16 protein-coding genes are annotated in these 18,987 nt (G+C 45.3%); 13 read left to right on the top strand and 3 right to left on the bottom strand.

Features of this window, described 5'->3' with window-relative positions:
* The first annotated feature begins 90 nt into the window (after positions 1-90).
* The 10 genes from OCV52_RS19430 to phnE (OCV52_RS19385) all read left to right on the top strand — a co-directional run bounded on the left by OCV52_RS19430 (position 91) and on the right by phnE (OCV52_RS19385) (position 12,035).
* A complete protein-coding gene (locus OCV52_RS19430) occupies positions 91-936 on the top strand; it encodes a LysR family transcriptional regulator (protein ID WP_240700703.1) in 846 nt (281 codons plus the stop codon).
* A gap of 144 nt (positions 937-1,080) precedes the next feature.
* Positions 1,081-2,088 carry an N-acetyltransferase DgcN gene (dgcN, locus tag OCV52_RS19425; protein WP_137408809.1) on the top strand — a complete coding sequence of 336 codons (1,008 nt, stop codon included), beginning with the start codon at positions 1,081-1,083 and terminating at the stop codon, positions 2,086-2,088.
* A gap of 57 nt (positions 2,089-2,145) precedes the next feature.
* Positions 2,146-3,132, top strand: coding sequence for an N-acetyl-D-Glu racemase DgcA (dgcA, locus tag OCV52_RS19420; protein ID WP_137408808.1), 987 nt, complete (start codon positions 2,146-2,148; stop codon positions 3,130-3,132).
* A 299-nt stretch (positions 3,133-3,431) separates the two neighbouring features.
* Positions 3,432-5,405 carry an ATP-binding protein gene (locus OCV52_RS19415; protein ID WP_137408807.1) on the top strand — a complete coding sequence of 658 codons (1,974 nt, stop codon included), beginning with the start codon at positions 3,432-3,434 and terminating at the stop codon, positions 5,403-5,405.
* Positions 5,402-6,754, top strand: coding sequence for a sigma-54-dependent transcriptional regulator (locus tag OCV52_RS19410; protein ID WP_137408806.1), 1,353 nt, complete (start codon positions 5,402-5,404; stop codon positions 6,752-6,754). Before OCV52_RS19415 ends, OCV52_RS19410 begins: the two co-directional genes overlap by 4 nt.
* Before the next feature lie 269 nt (positions 6,755-7,023).
* Positions 7,024-8,244, top strand: coding sequence for a glycerophosphodiester phosphodiesterase family protein (locus tag OCV52_RS19405; protein ID WP_137408805.1), 1,221 nt, complete (start codon positions 7,024-7,026; stop codon positions 8,242-8,244).
* A 255-nt stretch (positions 8,245-8,499) separates the two neighbouring features.
* Positions 8,500-9,540 (top strand): phosphate/phosphite/phosphonate ABC transporter substrate-binding protein, encoded by a 1,041-nt coding sequence (gene phnD / locus OCV52_RS19400; RefSeq protein ID WP_137408804.1) that lies wholly within the window; start codon positions 8,500-8,502, stop codon positions 9,538-9,540.
* Positions 9,541-9,661: 121 nt separating this feature from the next.
* Positions 9,662-10,432, top strand: a complete 771-nt coding sequence (gene phnC / locus OCV52_RS19395; protein WP_017631561.1) for a phosphonate ABC transporter ATP-binding protein — start codon at positions 9,662-9,664, stop codon at positions 10,430-10,432.
* A complete protein-coding gene (gene phnE, locus OCV52_RS19390; protein ID WP_137408803.1) occupies positions 10,420-11,232 on the top strand; it encodes a phosphonate ABC transporter, permease protein PhnE in 813 nt (270 codons plus the stop codon). The genes phnC and phnE (OCV52_RS19390) overlap by 13 nt, the downstream gene beginning before the upstream one ends.
* On the top strand, positions 11,232-12,035 hold the full coding sequence (phnE, locus tag OCV52_RS19385) for a phosphonate ABC transporter, permease protein PhnE (protein WP_137408802.1): 804 nt from the start codon (positions 11,232-11,234) through the stop codon (positions 12,033-12,035). The genes phnE (OCV52_RS19390) and phnE (OCV52_RS19385) overlap by 1 nt, the downstream gene beginning before the upstream one ends.
* A 173-nt stretch (positions 12,036-12,208) precedes the next feature.
* On the opposite strand, the gene OCV52_RS19380 is transcribed toward phnE (OCV52_RS19385), so the two are convergent.
* The 3 genes from OCV52_RS19380 to hpf form a co-directional block, all read right to left on the bottom strand.
* Positions 12,209-12,364, bottom strand: coding sequence for a DUF3012 domain-containing protein (locus OCV52_RS19380; protein WP_008216583.1), 156 nt, complete (start codon positions 12,362-12,364; stop codon positions 12,209-12,211).
* Positions 12,365-12,552: 188 nt separating this feature from the next.
* Positions 12,553-13,929, bottom strand: coding sequence for an IS4 family transposase (locus tag OCV52_RS19375; RefSeq protein WP_261900898.1), 1,377 nt, complete (start codon positions 13,927-13,929; stop codon positions 12,553-12,555).
* A 171-nt stretch (positions 13,930-14,100) separates the two neighbouring features.
* The gene (gene hpf / locus OCV52_RS19370) at positions 14,101-14,457 is read right to left on the bottom strand and encodes a ribosome hibernation-promoting factor, HPF/YfiA family (protein ID WP_128163573.1); all 357 of its coding nucleotides are present in this window, start codon (positions 14,455-14,457) and stop codon (positions 14,101-14,103) included.
* 507 nt (positions 14,458-14,964) lie between these two features.
* On the opposite strand from hpf, the gene OCV52_RS19365 reads away from it, so the two are divergent.
* The 3 genes from OCV52_RS19365 to OCV52_RS19355 all read left to right on the top strand — a co-directional run bounded on the left by OCV52_RS19365 (position 14,965) and on the right by OCV52_RS19355 (position 18,941).
* A complete protein-coding gene (locus OCV52_RS19365; protein ID WP_137409172.1) occupies positions 14,965-15,549 on the top strand; it encodes a hypothetical protein in 585 nt (194 codons plus the stop codon).
* 410 nt (positions 15,550-15,959) lie between these two features.
* Entirely contained in the window at positions 15,960-17,390 is a 1,431-nt protein-coding gene (locus OCV52_RS19360; RefSeq protein ID WP_116870957.1) for a YfcC family protein, read from the top strand.
* A gap of 174 nt (positions 17,391-17,564) precedes the next feature.
* A complete protein-coding gene (locus OCV52_RS19355; protein ID WP_261900897.1) occupies positions 17,565-18,941 on the top strand; it encodes an IS4 family transposase in 1,377 nt (458 codons plus the stop codon).
* The last annotated feature ends 46 nt before the right edge of the window (positions 18,942-18,987 follow it).

Genomic DNA, 18,987 nt, shown 5'->3' with positions numbered 1-18,987 from the left:
TGTATATGTTAGTCTAGTGGCTTAATTACGCTCGCGAATCACAAGGACATCGATTTGAACCTAAGATAATTGGAAGTCTTTTACGCCATTATGCAGACCGGAACCGTATCTGGAGCAGCACGTAGCTTGCATGTGTCCCAGCCTAATGTGACGCGTATTTTGGCGCACACTGAGCAGCAGTTGGGGTTTGGCTTGTTCGAGCGTGTCAAAGGTCGATTGGTACCAACGGTTGAAGCGAAAACCTTGTTACCAGAAGCGGAGAAGGTCTACCAACAATTAGGCCAATTTCGCTCTTTGACCAACAAAGTGAAGCAAGGCCATCAGCACTTACGTATTGGTGCGCCGCCGATTCTAGCGACCAAATTGCTGACTCCGGTAGTCGCCCAAATGTCTCGCGAGCAAGAGCTCTCTTTTGAGTTGTTAACTGCCAATCGCGACGAACTGTGTTCAGGGTTATTGAAGCATGAGCTTGATATTGCTATCGCATTTGGAGACGAAGCACCGCCAGCGATACTGTCAGAAACGCTATTAACCAAATCCCTTCAGGTTCTAGTTCCATCTAACACCGTAGAGCATCTACCGACAGAGTTAACCCTTGATGACTTAATCAATTATCCGTTACCAATTATCGGGCTTGATAGTCGTGACCCCTTGGGTTTGCTGCTCCATCAAAGCTTGATTGCGCGAGATGAGCATTATCATCACCCAATATCGGTACGCGGATATAGCGCTGCGGCGGAGCTGGTTAAGCACCAAGCAGGGTTTGCGATTGTTGATCCGTGGACGGCAGAACAGTATCAAAATGACGATGCAGTCTGTGTGTTGCCACTTCAACCAGCTATTACTTTCTCAGTATCGACTCTATGCGCTGAGCATACGCCACAGTCGATTGCAGCTAAACAGTTCATTTCAGCACTGCAGCGCTCATGTTATTAGCTAAGTGCTGTTAGCTGATTAGTTTACCGTCTCCAATTACTACCCATAACATCATGTTATAGGCACGCGATAAATAGGCATTCGGCAGGGCTCAACTTCTTAATTAAGGTAAATCCATACAAGGACTCTTAATTAGGAATACACATGTCTATCGCTCAACCTTACCTTCTTTTTCTTGGGGATGTTACTGACCCTCTGGCTGCAAAAACAGCTCGTGGTATTCATCAGTGGCGACCAGAAATCTGCCTTGGTCAATTACGTTTAACAGAACAGACCGTTTCTCTTGGCTTGACGGATCTGACCTTGCAACAGGCACAAGCGCAGGGAGCGAAAACGCTCGTGATTGGCACTGCAAACCCGGGCGGCGTTATCCCTGACTCATGGCAACCTACGATATTAGCCGCTGCAGAAATGGGATTTGAGATTGCATCCGGCATGCACCAGCGCTTGAGTGAATTCTCACCGCTTGCTGACATGCAACAGCGAGGATTGATTAAGCTTCATGATGTACGCCATTTTGATGGTGTCCTCAACGTGGGTAATGGTAAACCTCGTCAAGGTAAGCGCCTGCTCACTGTCGGAACTGATTGCTCGGTAGGCAAGATGTTTTCTGCACTGGCGATTGAAAAATCGCTTAAAGAAGCGGGAATATCTGCTCAGTTTAAAGCGACAGGGCAGACTGGCATCTTGATTGAAGGCTGCGGTATTTCGATTGATGCTGTGGTTGCAGATTTCATTTCTGGCGCGGTCGAAGCGATTAGCCCTGAATTTACCGACCACGAGTGGGACATCATTGAAGGACAAGGTTCGTTGTTCAATCCATCTTTTGCTGGCGTGAGTTTGGGTTTGTTGCATGGCGCTCAAGCTGATGCGTTGGTTTTATGTCATGAAGTAGGGCGACCACATATTCGCAACCTTCCGCATGCTAAATTACCAACGATAGAACAGACGATTGACGTTAATTTGCAAGCGGCGCGACTGACAAATCCAGATGTGAAGCTGGTGGGTATATGCCTGAATACATCTGCGATTAGCATTGAAGAGGCTGAGACATTGTGCCAAGAATGGACCACACTTTATCAAGTGCCCGTGACGGATCCAGTGCGATTTGGTGTACAACATATTACTGATCATTTGCGACATTCACTTTAACGATTTCATCATTTCTACGTTTCCATTTGTTAAAGCGAACATCAACCGAGTGAAATTATGAAGATTACTGCAGAACCTATTACTATCGCGATGCAAACGCCTTTTCGCATCTCTCGAGGCAGCCGAACAGAGTGTCATGTTGTTCGCGTTTACATCGAACATAATGGTAAACAAGCGCAAGGCGAGTGCACGCCTTATCCACGTTATGGTGAGTCATCCGAGTCTGTGTTGGCGCAAATTCAACAAGCTGCTAGCTCTCTTGAAACGGCTTTTGAGCGTGGTATGACCGATCCTGAAGAATTACGAGATCATCTTCAGTCTTTATTGACTGGAGGGGCTGCACGTAATGCTATCGATTGTGCGCTTTGGGATTATCAAGCGCAGCAGAACGACCAGATCTTTCCGAATCGCTTGTTCGAGTTACCAACGCAGATTGTTACCGCAATGACAGTCTCGATTGGCACACCAGAAGCGATGGCAATACAAGCTCGAGATTATGTGGCGAACGGTGCGAAACTCTTAAAAGTGAAGCTTGATGGTGAGCAAGTAGTAGAGCGTGTGCGCGCTGTCCGAGAAGCGGCTCCTGGGGTTAAAATTGTACTGGACGCCAATGAAGCGTGGGCAGGGCTGAATCTTGAAGAACTGTTTAACCAATTGGCTGAGTTTGATATCGCGATGATCGAGCAACCTTTACCACAACAGCATGATGCCTCGCTGGCACACATCAAGCATCCTATCCCACTGTGTGCTGATGAAAGCTGCCACACCACGTCGCAGCTTTCGTCGCTATTGGGCAAGTATGAAATGGTCAACATCAAGCTGGATAAAACTGGTGGTCTGACAGAAGCATTAGCACTTGCCGAAGAAGCGCAAAGGCTTGGGTTTACTCTTATGTCTGGCTGTATGCTTGGCACTTCATTGGCCATGCGTGCAGCGCTGCCTATTGCTGTGCAGTCTGAAATTGTCGACCTCGACGGCCCTGTATTACTTGGTCAAGACGTGTCGCCAGCACTGATTTATCAAGATGGGATGATCATTCTTTAACTCGTTGAGTCTCGGCTATTAAATTGACGTGATATTGATGAAATCGCATAGGTGAAAGCCTATGCGATTTTTTATATTGATAGAGTAATCACGTTTCTGTCGGTGAAGTCACTTTCTTCTCTCTCAAAACAGACAGTCCGGGGTTTGTAAAATAATTGTTATGGTGTTTTATGTGAAATGTTAATGATTGCTCTTGTTTTCATAGTTTCACTAAAACTATTTGAAGTGGCTTTAAGTCGGGCTAACCACCTAACTGATTGAATCATTGACCTTTACTGTTGGTTTTTGATTAGAAGAAGGTGGGGCGAGTGAGTAGTCGTGTCTCAGAGGTGATAGACAACAAGGACCGTTTTGAACGTCCATTTCCGATAAAGATTCCGCGTCGTAAGTGGTTTGGCTGGAAAGGCATAGAGCTACGTTTGGTGCTGGCGTTAGCCATGTTATCGATGACTACCATCTTCCTCTCGGTAGTCTCCAGTTTCACCTTTGATAACCTAAATCAACGCCTTGTTGAGCTAAAAGAGAGTGAAATCCCCGCTTTAGATAACGCAGCCCGCTTAAATGACATGGTGCGTGTCATTATCACAACCTCATCTCAACTCAGTGATGCGGAATCCAATTTAGAGCGTAAACAAGCGATGCTTAAAATTGAAGATGCTATTTCAGTTATGAATAGCGTTATGGTGCAATTTCCGGATTATCACTCCTATTTTAAAGATCTTATTGCTCAAGTTAACAATAGCCTCAGTCTGTTGTACCAAAGTGAGATTGAATCTGAACAGCTCAACCAAGAACTTCGAAATCTACTCGAAGGCTTTTACCCGCTATTGCAGCAAGCCAGTGATTTACTCGATAGCTTGCCTGATTCAGCCAAAGAGCAGGTTCAATTCACGCAATTAAAGTCCCTGCTGTACTACCAATTAGGCTTGGTAGAAAAACTGTATAACGACGCCAGTTTTAATGAGCTGGATTACACCAGTTTACGACTTGAGCAGGTTGGAGAAGAATGGTGGCAGCTATGGGTAAGTGGCGATCTAAGAAGTGATTTTCCAACATTGGACAATCAACTTACCGTGATTTACAACCTAGCCTCAAGTGATAGCAGCTTGTATGGGCTGAAAAACAAAGCGCTCGACCATCTCTATCAAGAGCAATATTTCTTACAAAACAGCCGTGAGCATTTGAATCAGTTAACGGTACAAATCGAACGTAACACTAGCCAAGTGAACCGCAATATTGATCAGTCGATTCAGCAGGCGCAACACTCTTTGCAATCGAACCAACGTTTGTCACTTTTTCTCTCTCTTTTTAGTGTGTTAGCTGCCGCGGCTATCTCATGGTTCTATGTGCGCAAGAGTATTTTGGAAAGGCTATTACAGCTTAAAGACAACATGTTCGCGATTTCTACGGGCCATTTAGATACCGAAGTCGCGATTCGTGGCAAAGACGAAGTGACGCAAATGGCTAAGTACTTAAAGGTATTTCAAACCACCGCCAAAGTCGTCAAGCAAACCAACCGAAAATTGGAGGCAGAGGTAGAAGAGCGCACCTTAGCCGAGGCCAAGCTGCGTGTTACTCAGGATGAGCTCATTCAAGCTGGAAAACTGGCCGCGTTGGGGCAGTTAAGTGTCGGCATTACTCACGAGATCAATCAACCTCTGACCGCAGCAAACAGTCACGTTCGAAGTGCTCAATTATGGTTAGGTAAGCAAAGGCCAGACAGAGCAGAAGAGAACCTGAAAAAGATCGAGATCTTATTAGACAAAGTGGCTGCGATTACACGTCACTTGAAAGCCTTCTCACGCAAGAGTGACGGCAAAATTGATAACGTCGAGGTGGAGAAGGTGATTGGCGATGCGATCGACCTCTTTGAAACTCGGCAGAGTAGGGTGTCAATTCAGTATTCCCTACAAAGCGATCAAATGGTGCGAGCCAACAGCATTCGCTTAGAGCAGGTGCTGGTGAATTTAATCAGCAATGCGTTGGATGCCGTTGAACACAGGGAGCGGCCCCAGCTCAGCATCTCCACTCAAGAGTATCTGAACACTATTCAAATTGCAGTTAAGGACAATGGATTAGGAATACCCGAAGAGGACATTCCTTATCTGTTCGACCCATTTTATACCCGTAAGATAACCGGTAAGGGGCTCGGGCTCGGTTTGTCTATCGCATACAACATAATTAAAGACTTTGGCGGCTCGATTCACGTCGAATCGATTGAACACCAAGGCACCACCTTTATCGTCACTCTACCAAAAGGCACAAACTCATGACTTCAGAAAAACACATAGTTCTTATCGACGATGAAACCGACGTTGTTGAAGCCGTGAGTGAAATGTTGGAACTCGAGGGTTTCCGTGTCACTAGCTTTACCGACCCAAACCTTGGCCTAAAATCCCTCAAAGCAAATAGTCAGTTGGTGGTGCTGTGTGATGTGCGAATGCCACAAGTTGACGGGCTTACGTTGTTGAGCTCAATCCAACATCGCGCAGCCAATGTTCCGGTATTACTGATGAGCGGGCATGGTGATATTCCGATGGCGATAGAGGCGATGAAGTTGGGTGCGTTCGACTTTCTGGAGAAACCTCTCAATGCCAGTGAGTTGGTAGAAAAGCTCGACTTGGCGTTGGCACAGTGTCAGCACAACAGCCCTGCAACGTTAGACGACGAACGGGATACAGAACTACCGATTGAATCTGTGGTTATCGGGCAATCCAAAGCGATGGACACCATACGTAAGCAAGTGCTTGCGCTCTCTCATACTGGCGTCGACACCATCATTAACGGCGAGACTGGAACGGGCAAAGAGGTGATTGCTCGCGCCTTACATCAGTTTAGCCGTCGTAAGGCAAAGCCGTTTGTCGCAATAAACTGTGGTGGCATGACAGAGAGCATTATTGAGAGTGAGCTGTTTGGTCATGAAGCGGGCTCGTTTACCAGCGCCAATAAGAAACGCATCGGCAAAATAGAACAAGCCAATGGTGGCACTCTTTTCCTGGATGAAATTGAAAGCATGCCGATTGTAGTGCAGATTAAGTTGCTACGTGTGATTCAAGAACGAGTGATCGAGCGTGTTGGTGGCAATGAATTGATACCTGTCGATATTGTAGTCGTCGCTGCCAGTAAAGCTGACCTCGCAAGCCTCAGTGAATCAGGTGAATTTAGAGCCGACCTCTTCTATCGCTTAAATATTGCCAGCCTTAATCTCCCGCCACTGCGCCAACGCAAAGAGGACATTCAGGTATTGTTCCGCCACTTTGTGATTCAAGCAAGCCACAAATACAAGACGCGTCCTTCGACGATTTATCCCGAACAGATACAACAGTTGTGCCGACATGAATGGCCCGGAAACGTACGTGAGTTACGTAATGTTGCCGACCGATTTGTACTCGGCATTGTCGGCGATGGCTTTGGTCTGCAATCGCCAATTTGTGAATCGACTGGGGAAGATTTCGCCTTTGAAAAGCAGATGGAGCAGTACGAGAGAAATGTATTAACCGAAGCCTTGATAGAGAGCGCAGGCAATATCAATGAGGTATCAAGCAAGCTGAATCTGCCCCGAAAAACGCTTTATCGAAAAATGAAGAAACACCAGTTGGATAAAGAGAGCTTTAAAGCCTAACTCATTAACTTGGTTCTTGAGGAGCAAAGAGCAAACATAAACCAAAAGACAAAGCGGAAGAAAAAGCACAAGACAACAATGACCCATTTATCATTTAGTCGAATGATTAACTGTTTCAAGTAATTGTAATAAAAGAGTTTTAACATTTGGCACAAAGCGTGCAATCCCAACATTGTGGCATCAGACCACATGAGGTCATATCAGAAAAATAGAAATGACCGGATTAAGGAAATTAGAAAAATAATTGCTTGTTGCAAGGAGATACAAACATGAAGCAAATACTGAAAGGTTCGATTGCTCTGATACTCGGCGTTAGCTCAATGACAGCATGGGCGGCGACAGAGTCAGCAAACCTAGGACCTCGTCCCCTCTTTTTAGTCAACAATATGGACGAGAGCCCTTTGAAAACCAAGCTGCTCAGCTGTAGCGAAGGGCCTTTTCATCGTAGTGATTTTTCTATTGGGCATCGTGGAGCTGCAATGCAGTTTCCCGAGCACACTAAAGAATCTTACTTAGCGGCGATTCAGATGGGAGCCGGTGTCGTAGAGTGTGATGTTACTTTCACTAAAGATAAGGAATTGGTGTGTCGACATTCTCAAAGTGACCTGCACACCACAACCGATGTATTGGCTCACCCAGAGCTTGCTAAGAAGTGTTCAGTTCCATTTAAACCGGCGAACCCTGCGACAGGCGAAGATGCTCAGGTTGAGTGTCGTACTTCCGATTTCACGCTGGCGGAGTTTAAGACGTTAAAAGGAAAAATGGATGGGGCGAACCCGAAAGCAACCACAGTCGAAGAGTACATGAACGGCACTCCGGGTTGGCGAACGGATCTATACAGCCAGAGCGGGACGTTGATGACACACGCAGAAAGTGCGGCGCTGTTTAAAGAACACGGTGTGAAGGTGACACCTGAATTGAAATCGGCAGCGGTTGAGATGCCTTTCAATGGCTTCAGCCAAGAGATGTACGCGCAAAAGCTGGTGGATGAACTAAAAGATGCGGGCTTTGCACCTTCAGAGACTTACTTGCAATCGTTCAACCTAGATGATGTGAAGTACTGGATCAAAGCAGCACCAAAATTCGGTAAACAAGCCGTTTATCTTGATGACCGTGTTTACGAGCAAGCGGACTTTGTCGCTTCTGTTGAGAACATGAAAGAGCTGCACGATGCGGGTGTAAACATCATCGCGCCACCCCTGTTTGCTCTGGTTGATCTAGATGAGAATAACGAACTGGTTGCATCTAATTACGCTAAGCTCGCTAAAGATGCAGACCTCGACATTATCGCATGGACTCTGGAGCGTTCAGGCCCACTAGCGCAAGGCGGCGGTTGGTACTACAAGAGCGTGAAAGATGGTATCAACAATGATGGCGACATGATGAAAATGCTCGATGTGTTAGCACAAGATGTGGGTGTGATGGGCGTATTCAGTGACTGGCCTGCAACGGTCACTTACTACGCAAACTGCATGGACAGCGACGCCTAAGTTATCTGGATTATTGAAGAATAATAAGAGAAAAAGCAGTGAACCAAAGAGCCTTCGGGCTCTTTTTTTACCATCAAGGTTGATGGGACAGAAATGACCCAAATGATTGGTTTTGAGTTGGACATCAATGACTCAAAAGATCTTGGTTAGTTTGATTTTTGTTGTAAGTCGTTGAAATTTAGCAAATAAAAATATGGCACGAAGGCTGCAATAGCGAAGGTGACTTTCAACAATAAGTAAAAGTAAGGTTTGAATATGAAAATCAGTGTTAAAGGACTGTTAATCGCTAGCTCATTACTACTTCCTTCAATGGCTATGGCAAGCGACTGCTCTAGCCGTGGTGTGTTAGACGATCGATACTGTGATGAAAACCAAGATTTGGTGGCAGATTCACCAAAGAATCCAGACGAGTGGAATGATCCAAGTACGCTTGTGTTTACCTACACACCAGTAGAAGACCCAGCGCTATACAAAGATGCGTTTGCCGACTTCCAAGCTCACCTAAGTAAAATCACAGGTAAGCGAGTGATCTACTACACGGTGCACTCGAACTCTGCACAAGTAGAAGCGATGCGTTCTGGTCGTTTGCACGTTGCTGGTTTCTCTACGGGTCCAACTGGTTACGCGGTTAACCTAGCGGGTTACGTTCCAATTGCAGTGAAAGGCGATGAGTCTGGTTTCCAAGGTTACAATCTGATCACCATTGTGCGCAAAGACAGTGGCATCAACACAATGGCTGATCTAAAAGGTAAAAAGGTTGCACACACTTCTGCATCATCAAACTCTGGCAACCTAGCTCCTCGTGCGTTATTCCCAGCTAAAGGGTTAGTGCCAGATGAAGACTACAAAGTGCTGTACTCAGGTAAACACGACCAATCTATCCTAGGTGTCTTCAATGGAGACTATGATGCAGCACCTGTGGCATCTGACGTGTACGATCGTATGGTAGCAGCAGGTCGTGTTGATGATTCTGAGCTTAAGATCATCTACCGCAGCCCACGATTCCCAACGTCTGCTTTCGGTTACGCTTACAACCTAAAACCAGAGCTAGTTGAGAAGATCAACGAAGCCTTCTTCAGCTACCGCTTCACACCAGAGATGAGTGCATCATTCAAAGGTGCAGACCGTTTCTCGCCAATCAGCTATAAGGAAGAGTGGGGCGTAATTCGTGATATTGCTCATGCGACAGGCACGGCTTACACCAAAGCAGGTTTGAAAAAACTGGCTGAAAAAGACGCTGCTAAACGCGCAAAGAAAAAAGCCGCTGAGTTAGTGAAACAAGCAAACAACGGCTAACCCTTAGTTCTCAGAACACTTACCTCAACCAATACCAGTTACTTACTACGATTGGTACCAGTATCTATGCCCTCGCGGGTAGGGCATAGATCATTCTAAAATTCGCACAAGGAAATGCAGTATGGCCGTAGCAAGCTATGACGGAATAAAGATCAACAACCTATTTCATGAATATGTGGCAGGCAAGCCAATCCTTAAAGGCATTAATATTGATATCGACGAGCCTGGTATCATCGCGATTATCGGACCGTCAGGTACCGGTAAAAGTACGCTTCTACGTTGTATTAACCGTCTTAATGACCCTAGCCAAGGGGAGATCATTTTCGATGGTGCCGACCTGACTCAACTAAAAGGCCAAGCACTTCGTAAACAGCGCCGCCATATCGGCATGGTCTTTCAAGAGTACAACTTGGTAGAGCGTTTAACGGTTATCGAAAACGTGTTGAGTGGGCGTTTAGGTTACATGACCGCTTGGAATGCGTGGCGCCGTAACTACTCAGCACAAGACTTAGCAAAAGCGTTTGAGTTACTGGAATTTGTTGGTCTGCAAGATTTTGCAAACCAACGTGCCGACAGCTTATCTGGCGGTCAAAGGCAGCGTGTTGGTATTGCTCGTGCAGTAATGCAAGACCCTTATATCCTTCTTGCTGATGAACCAACCTCATCACTTGACCCGAAAACCGCGGTTGAGATCATGGAGTTGATGGAAACCTTTGCCGAACAGAAAAACATCCCGGTGTTGGTGAATATCCACGATGTGAACTTAGCCAAGCGTTATGCCAAACGTATCATTGGTATGTGTAATGGCAAGGTGCATTACGATGGCAGCCCAGAAGGCATTTCGGAGGAAGATCTGAAAATCATCTACGGAGGTGAGTCATGGCTGGATTAAACCCAAGTTCGTCGCCAAGTCTTTCGCAAGCTAACCGTGAAAACCCGTTTAAAGCGTCGTGGACGAACCGTGCGATCATCGCTGGTGTTATCGCTTATTTGTTCTATAGCTTTTCGACATTGGGGCTGACGTTTGAGCGTTTGATCATCGGCTTTGGTGAAAGTGAACGATTACTATCTCGAATGTTCCCGCCGGACTTTTCACGTACCAGTTTGCTATTGAGTGGTCTCGCAGAGAGCTTGCAGATTGCGATTATTTCGAGCATCTTTGGCATTGTGATTTCATTATTCCTTGGTCTACTTGCTGCAAGAAATATGATGCCAGCGATCGTCTCAACGCCGGTCCGTGCTTTTATCGCCTTATGTCGCTCTTTTCATCCAGTGATCATCGCCATCTTATTTGTAAAAGCGGTGGGCTTTGGGGCGCTAGCTGGCATCTTGACCTTGGTGTTTGCGTCGATAGGCTTCATCGCTAAGCTTTTCGCTGAAGCGATTGAAGAGATCTCTTTTAAACCGGTTGAAGCAATTAAAGCGACTGGCGCTAGCTTTGTAAGTGTCATTCTGTATGCCGTGATGCCGCAGGTTTTCACGCGATTTATTGGCTTTGCAAGCTATCAGTTGGATTCTAATCTGCGTAATTCGACTATGGTGGGCATTGTGGGGGCTGGCGGCCTTGGCGGAACACTTTTCTCTGCATTCCAACGTTTCGACTATGACTTCGTTGCCGCTATCTTGCTCACCATTATCGCACTGATTCTTGTCGGTGAATTCCTTTCCAACATTGTTAGGAGAATCTTCTAATGACAACTGCATCTATCGATAGAGAGTGGCAGCGTTTTACACCTAATGAACGTTTGGCTCGATTCGCCGTTTACCTTAGCCTAGTGTGTGCCATTGTTTGGTCTTGGCAGACGGTGGAAGTGATTCCTGAATTTCTTTATGACGCGCCTGCTCAGTTCGCTGATATGTTTCAGCGTATGGTGCCAATGGATTACGCTTTTTACCCACAAACGATCCACGCTGCGATGATTGAAACGTTGCACATCGCGACCTTGGGTACGCTGTTTACTTTGGTGTTCGCGATTCCTTTGGCGTTGTTGAATGCACCAAACATTACTCCCAATAAAGCGTTGAACTGGTTTGCTCAATTTTTCCTTGTGTCTTCACGTTCGGTGAACTCACTGGTATGGGCATTACTGTTTATCGCACTGTTTGGCCCCGGTGTTCTCGCCGGCATCATGGCAATTGCAATTCGCAGTATCGGCTTTGTAGGGAAGCTGTTAGCGGAAGCCATTGCCGAAGTGAACATGGGGCCTATTGAAGCCTTACGCGCAACGGGTGCTTCGTGGATGAGTATCTTGTTGAAAGGGTATTGGCCACAAGTGATGCCAGCGTTCTACTCAATCGTGTTATTCCGTTGGGACATCAACGTTCGTGAATCTGCGGTATTGGGTTTGGTGGGCGCTGGTGGTATTGGCGTGGTGCTTAACGATGCGCAAAACCTTTTTGAATGGCAAAAAGTTTCGATGGTATTAGTGAGTATTTTTGCGGTGGTTATCGTTGCAGAAGCGGTGGTTATCCACATCCGTAACAAACTGATTTAATCGGTGTGTTGTGTTCACTATGTTTTTTATGACATGTGTTTCGTGTGAAAGTTGAGAGCTTGCCTATCTAGCATTTTAAAGCTCAAACGACCCTAGGTAATTCGGTCTACCTAGCGGTCGTTTTTTTATGCGGTGTGTTCTGTATTAAACTGTATTTAACGGAGAGCGAGCGCTTAGAAAATACAGTGTTTGGCAAAATCACCCGCTTCATTCGCTGTCCAGTCGCCTTTTGGCTTCTCCTTCATATCTTCACACCAAGCTTCACTGCCAACTTCTGTACAAGCCATTAATTGAGTGGCTAGGAAAAGGATCAACGCGACTTTCTTCATAACAAATATTCCGTTTGGTGTAGGTTATCTGGGGTTACTTTACCAAAGACTACTGATGATTGTCATAGCTATCAGGGACTGGCGATATGGACTGAACTGGAAAAGCGATTTGGTAGCGAGAGTGACTTACTGATTCTCAAGATCGAAAAAGCCAGCAACATGTGCCTGTCTCTTGATCACAAGTCTGGTTAATCAAGAGACTTGGCGAGTTCATACCCTTCAAGGATGGTTTGTAACCTAAGCCATCCTTGCCATAACGTCTTTATAGAAGCGCGACCTGTTCGCTTGGTATTCTTCCAACCACCTAACCGAGCAATACCGTTGTAAGCCCATGATATATTACGCGCTTCTTTCGGTAGTTTTTTGCTCTCCAACTTGAGCCACATTAACTTCCACGCTTTGCCTTTTAATATCTGCTCACAACTGCTCTTAGATAACTCGTCTGATTCATTCATAAACCTCAACTGGAGTAACCGAGTCGCGATAAAAGCCAAAACGACGCTGAGCCTTTCTAAGTTATCCTTACTTTGCATTCTCAGTTGCTCAACTTCAGTCCCTTCACTTTTCCAGACTTTATGAAAATCTTCTATCAGCCAGCGCCGCTCATAATAACTGACGATTTTGAGTGCCTCTTCCTTGCTCGTTATCGGCTCTGAAGTCAGTAAGTGCCATGCGAGCTTATTACCACTCTCTCCTTGTTCTATACATCCCACGTAGTAAAGCGGAATGTTATCGAACTCTTTCTTGTTAGCAGGAGACTTGAGTGTCACGGGGGCATATTTGATATCTAAATGAGCCTTGCGAGCTTTACGACCGCCTTTTTGCGGTATTTCGAGCACTTTCTCTCCGGCTGATAACAGGGTAGAAGCATAGCTATAAAGACGATTATCGTGCTCTTCAATACAGCGGCTTTGCATTGAGCGAACGAGGAACCTTTGTTGTTGCTCTCGCTTGTAAGTGAGGTATTCAAATAGGTCGGCTTCTCTATCGCACACAGAAATGACATCCGAAATTTTATCGCCAAGTCGCTCAGCGACATGGCGAGAGGCTTGTTCCCACTTATAACTTTCTTTCTCTTTGTATGGTCGAGTCGCATGCTGGTGCCTTTGACCTCGCTTTTCTATATCACGAGTCCAGCGCTGTTGTTCAATTAAACCAATAACAGATTGAGTGTCGGGAGCAAAAAGTAAGGTTGAGTGTACAAACATGGCGCGATGTCGATTGCCTTGATTAGAGTGCCCGAGTTCATCTCGAATGCTGCGATGGGAGTAACTGAGAGAAGTGGTGTCTTCTAAGGCAAGAAGTGTTTGTTGCTCTAATGCTTCTTGTGCGGTGACATAAAAACCCGCTTCTGCGATATCTTCTGCTTTGATTTGCTCATTACGGATGAAGCGATAAGCCCCTTCCATTTCAGCAGGGGATATAATGAGTTTCGAGACGGGTACGCCAGGCTGCTCGGCCAGTGAGGCTGCGAGAGCAACGAGTCTTTGAGTGCGTCTAGGGTCATTAAGGTGGGCTTGACCGAACTGTTTTTGTGCCCAAAGGGTTGGCTCTATATAGGTCATGATAATCATCCTTGTCATTGCTTAGATGATCAGATCATGATACCTAAAAATAGTTCAAAAAAAATCCCCAAGCGTGGCTTAGGGATTTGTGTATAAGAGACAGGCAACATGTGCTGGCTTTGAAATTCTTAATAAGCTTCTTTTATCGGTAAGCTTTGACTACTTGAGGAGTTATACCAGTTTCATCTCTTGGATGATGTCCGAAGCAATCTCTGGCTTGGTACTTGTTGGTTTCTCGTGTAGATCTGCTTTCAATTGTCCCTTACGGTTGCTTAGGCCAGCTTCTAGCTTTTTGATAGCTGATGAAATAGCTGGGTACATAACGTCATCTGTCGCTTTTGCTGTTACACGTACACCTTCGTAGTTGGTGAACACTTCAACCTGATGTTGACCATGTTCTTTGGTAATGATGATGTCGCAGCTGATCAGTGATGGAAAATGGTTAGATATCTTTTCGAACTTACCTTCGATGTCTTTACGTGAGTCGTCGTTAATTGATACGTGATGTGTTTGAACGTTTATTTTCATAAATCATACCTTTCCAATGACTGTATCATTTAAACGTAGCAAACATCGGATAGATTAACCAATAGAGAAAGTACACATGTGTGATTGACTTCAGTGTTATCAAATAATCTCTACTTACTCCCTTGAAAGTCCGAATAACTGATCGCATATTATGTTTTGTGTTTTCGAGACATGTTCAAAAATACTCCATCCTTGATGATTTGCTCTATTTATGAGCGCCACTCTAGTGAATATCTCTTCATCGGTTTTATAATTCCGAATTTGTCACTTGGCTAACTTCTTTTGTTTTTGATAAATAAGTTACCACTAGACTCTAATTTATAGACACTCAACTGCCCACTCCATATTGAAATTTGCTTCAAAGCTTCGACAGGTCTGAGTAACGCACTAACTATTTATGCATTCGTCACTCAATATCACAATTACCATCAAGGACTGCGGTAGTTTATTGAGATACCTGTTAGTACGGGATACCATAACACCGTCGTTAAATTTGGATCCGTTACCATGAAAATGCCTGTTAAATTGGCTGCTGTTGCAGCTTCACTTTCTTTCGCTTTTAATGCTTTTGCTGCGCCTGTTGAGTTTCAGAAAATTCCAGAGATCATGCAGCAATTTGAAACTGCAGAGCTGTACGTTAAAAAGTCTGTGACGCTAGGCCGTTTGCCTGCTGAATCTGAAATAGGCACTGAATTCCCGACCTACGTTTCTGACGGAAAAGGTGGTTACAGCTTAGAAACGAACAACGAGATGACGGACGATGTGGTTATTGCAAGTATGCCTAAGGCGATTGTTGATGATGTTTTCAACCAATGGTTGGTGCCAAAAGAGACGTGGATCAGCAGCTATGGTTCACTGCCAACGTCGACCACTGAGTTCAAGCCGTTTAACCGAATTAAAACCATCAAAGCGATTAAGATTGATGCTGAAATGCTTGAACTAATGGGCAGCGAAGATGGCAAAACAGCCGTGATTAAAGTGAGCTGGGATGAAAAAGGGATGAAGGTTTATAAGGACGGTTACTTAGCGGATTATGAGTACGGTATTGCTCCTCATGAGATGCAAGAGAACTACGAGCTAGCTCCTAAGTAGTTTTATTCAATTCCGAAAAGCGCTCTGGTTTGCAGGGCGCTTTTTTATTGCTCTACCAAAATATGACTTAACTCACACTTTTCTGACATTTTACTGCTCGTTATGCTAGTATGCGCCGCTTGTCTTTGTAATTGATAAAAAACGCATTACCAAAACAGTCTTTTTCTGTTTATCTGCTTGTAATGACCTCATTCAGTTTGGCCTGACTTGGCCGAACATCTGCATTTTGCTCGGACGCAAAGAGAGTAGTTCTCACTACTTCACTATGTACATTTGAGAGCACCATCTATCAAAGGCCTTTTAGAAACAGCCTAGTTAGCGCGAACTATGTTCTGCGTGAAGGGTTTCGTTTTTCCAAAAATCCCCCTGGCGCCAAGTATTGCTTGGTTGCTGAAAAGTAAGGAGTCTATATGACGTCTACGGTATCTACATCCGTACCTACATCTCCAGCTGGTAATACAGCTTCGACAGAGAAAGAAGTAAACCATCCATTTCTTTCTTTGGTCATCATGGTAATCGTTGCAGCAATCGCAACCTACTTTATCCCTGCAGGCGAGTTTGAACGAGTGGTTATGAATGGCCGCACGGTGATCGACCCAGACAGCTATACACTATTGGCAAGCAACCCAACAACATTAGCCTCTTTTTTCGAATCATTTTTTAAAGGCTTCAAATCCGCTTCTGGCGTGATGGGTGTTGTGGTGTTTGTTGGTGGTGCTTTCGGTATCATCAAACACATGGGGCTGCTAGACGCTTCGGTCGTCGCGCTTACCACTAAGCTTAAAAAGCAAGGCTTGTATGTGATCGCACCAGTGATCATGACGGCGATCTTCTTCAACGTAACCTTCACTGGTATGCGTGAATTGGATGTTATTTTCATCTCGTTGATGATTCCGATCTGTATCAAGCTTGGATACGATGCGATCACAGCGTTAGGTGTTGTGCTACTGGCAAGTTGTGCGGGTTTTGCTGCGGCGTTGGCGAATCCATTCTTCACGGGGATTGCACATACTATCGCTGAGCTGCCTTTGTATTCAGGCATGTGGTATCGCTTTATTGTCGGCATGTTTATGCTGCTGACCGGTGCTTGGTATGTGTTGAATTACGCAAGAAAAGTAAAACAAGATCCAACTAAGGGTTTGTTACACGGCACGGGTTACCACTACGAATCAAACGTTGAAGCTAAATCTCTGACGGTTCGTGAGAAGCTAGCAGGTATCGCATTCTTAGGCGTGTTCGCATACATGATCTTCGGTACTCTGACGATGGGCTTTGGCTTTACTGAGATCGCAGGTGCGTTTGTGGCAATGGCGATCATTCCTGGCTTGGTGGCAGGATTGTCTCCTAACAAGATTTGTGAATATTGGACTAAAGGTGTCAGCGATGTATTAGTTGCGGTGTTGATCATCTTCTTTGCGCGTTCGGTGTTGACCATCATGGAAGACGCGAAGATTGTCGACTCGATTATCTACTACCTTGCGCAGATCATTTCAGGCAGCTCTAAGCTTGTTGCGGCGGCAGGTATCTACTTCTCACAAGCTGCGATTAACCTGTTTATCCCGTCGGGAAGTGGTCAAGCGGTGATCACCATGCCAATTATCATTCCACTGGCAGATATTGGTGAAGTGACTCGTCAAGTTGCTGCGTTGGCGTCTCAATTGGGTGATGGTATCTCGAATTACATTTATCCAACCAACGGTGGCTTGCTGGCGGTACTGGCGATTGCGAAAGTCCCTTATGGTAAGTGGGTGCGTTTCTTCTTACCGCTATTCTTGTTCTGGTCGGTGGGCGCTCTGATTTCAGTCGTGATTGCTCAAATGATTGAGTTAGGTCCATTCTAAGGCTTGGGCTTTTAATTGGATAGCTTTGCTTGAAAACATCCAACCAAATACAAAGGCAGCGAATTCGCCTGTCTCTTATACAGAAATCCCTAAGCTACAGCTTAGGGATTTTTTTTGAACTAATTTTATGTTTCGTGATCTGATCATCCATATACGACAAGGATGATGATGATTATGACTTATATAGAGCCAACCCTCTGGGCACAAAAACAATTCGGCCAAGCCGACCTCAATGATCCTAGACGAACTCAAAGACTCGTCGCTCTAGCGGCTTCACTTGCCGAGCAGCCAGGCGTTCCAATCTCGAAGCTCATCATTTCTCCCGCGGACATGGAAGGGGCTTATCGCTTTATCCGTAACGAAAAAATCAAGGCTGAAGACATTGCAGATGCTGGATTTTATGTCACAGTCCAGGAGGCCTTGGAGCAACAGACTCTTCTAGCATTAGAAGATACTACTTCTCTAAGTTACTCTCATCGCAGTTTACGAGATGAGCTCGGACACTCCAATCAAGGCAATCGACATCGAGCAATGTTTGTTCACTCGACCTTACTTTTTGCTCCTGAAACCCACACAGTGGTTGGTTTAATTGAACAGCAACGCTGGACACGGGATATCAAAAAGCGTGGACAGAGGCACCAGCATGCGACTCGACCATATAAAGAAAAAGAAAGTTATAAGTGGGAACAAGCATCCGAGCATGTCGCAAATCGACTGGGCGATAAGATGTCAGATGTAATTTCTGTGTGTGATAGAGAAGCCGACCTATTTGAATACCTCACTTACAAGCGAGAGCAACAACAAAGGTTCCTCGTTCGCTCAATGCAAAGCCGCTGTATTGAAGAGCACGATAATCGTCTTTATAGCTATGCTTCTACCCTGTTATCAGCCGGAGAGAAAGTGCTCGAAATACCGCAAAAAGGCGGTCGTAAAGCTCGCAAGGCTCATTTAGATATCAAATATGCCCCCGTGACACTCAAGTCTCCTGCTAACAAGAAAGAGTTCGATAACATTCCGCTTTACTACGTGGGATGTATAGAACAAGGAGAGAGTGGTAATAAGCTCGCATGGCACTTACTGACTTCAGAGCCGATAACGAGCAAGGAAGAGGCACTCAAAATCGTCAGTTATTATGAGCGGCGCTGGCTGATAGAAGATTTTCATAAAGTCTGGAAAAGTGAAGGGACTGAAGTTGAGCAACTGAGAATGCAAAGTAAGGATAACTTAGAAAGGCTCAGCGTCGTTTTGGCTTTTATCGCGACTCGGTTACTCCAGTTGAGGTTTATGAATGAATCAGACGAGTTATCTAAGAGCAGTTGTGAGCAGATATTAAAAGGCAAAGCGTGGAAGTTAATGTGGCTCAAGTTGGAGAGCAAAAAACTACCGAAAGAAGCGCGTAATATATCATGGGCTTACAACGGTATTGCTCGGTTAGGTGGTTGGAAGAATACCAAGCGAACAGGTCGCGCTTCTATAAAGACGTTATGGCAAGGATGGCTTAGGTTACAAACCATCCTTGAAGGGTATGAACTCGCCAAGTCTCTTGATTAACCAGACTTGTGATCAAGAGACAGGCGAATTCGCTGCCTTTTTCGTT

Origin of the sequence: Vibrio chagasii (genome assembly GCF_024347355.1) — a bacterium.
Classification (GTDB): Bacteria; Pseudomonadota; Gammaproteobacteria; order Enterobacterales; family Vibrionaceae; genus Vibrio; species Vibrio chagasii.
This window is presented reverse-complemented; position numbering and strand designations above follow the sequence as displayed.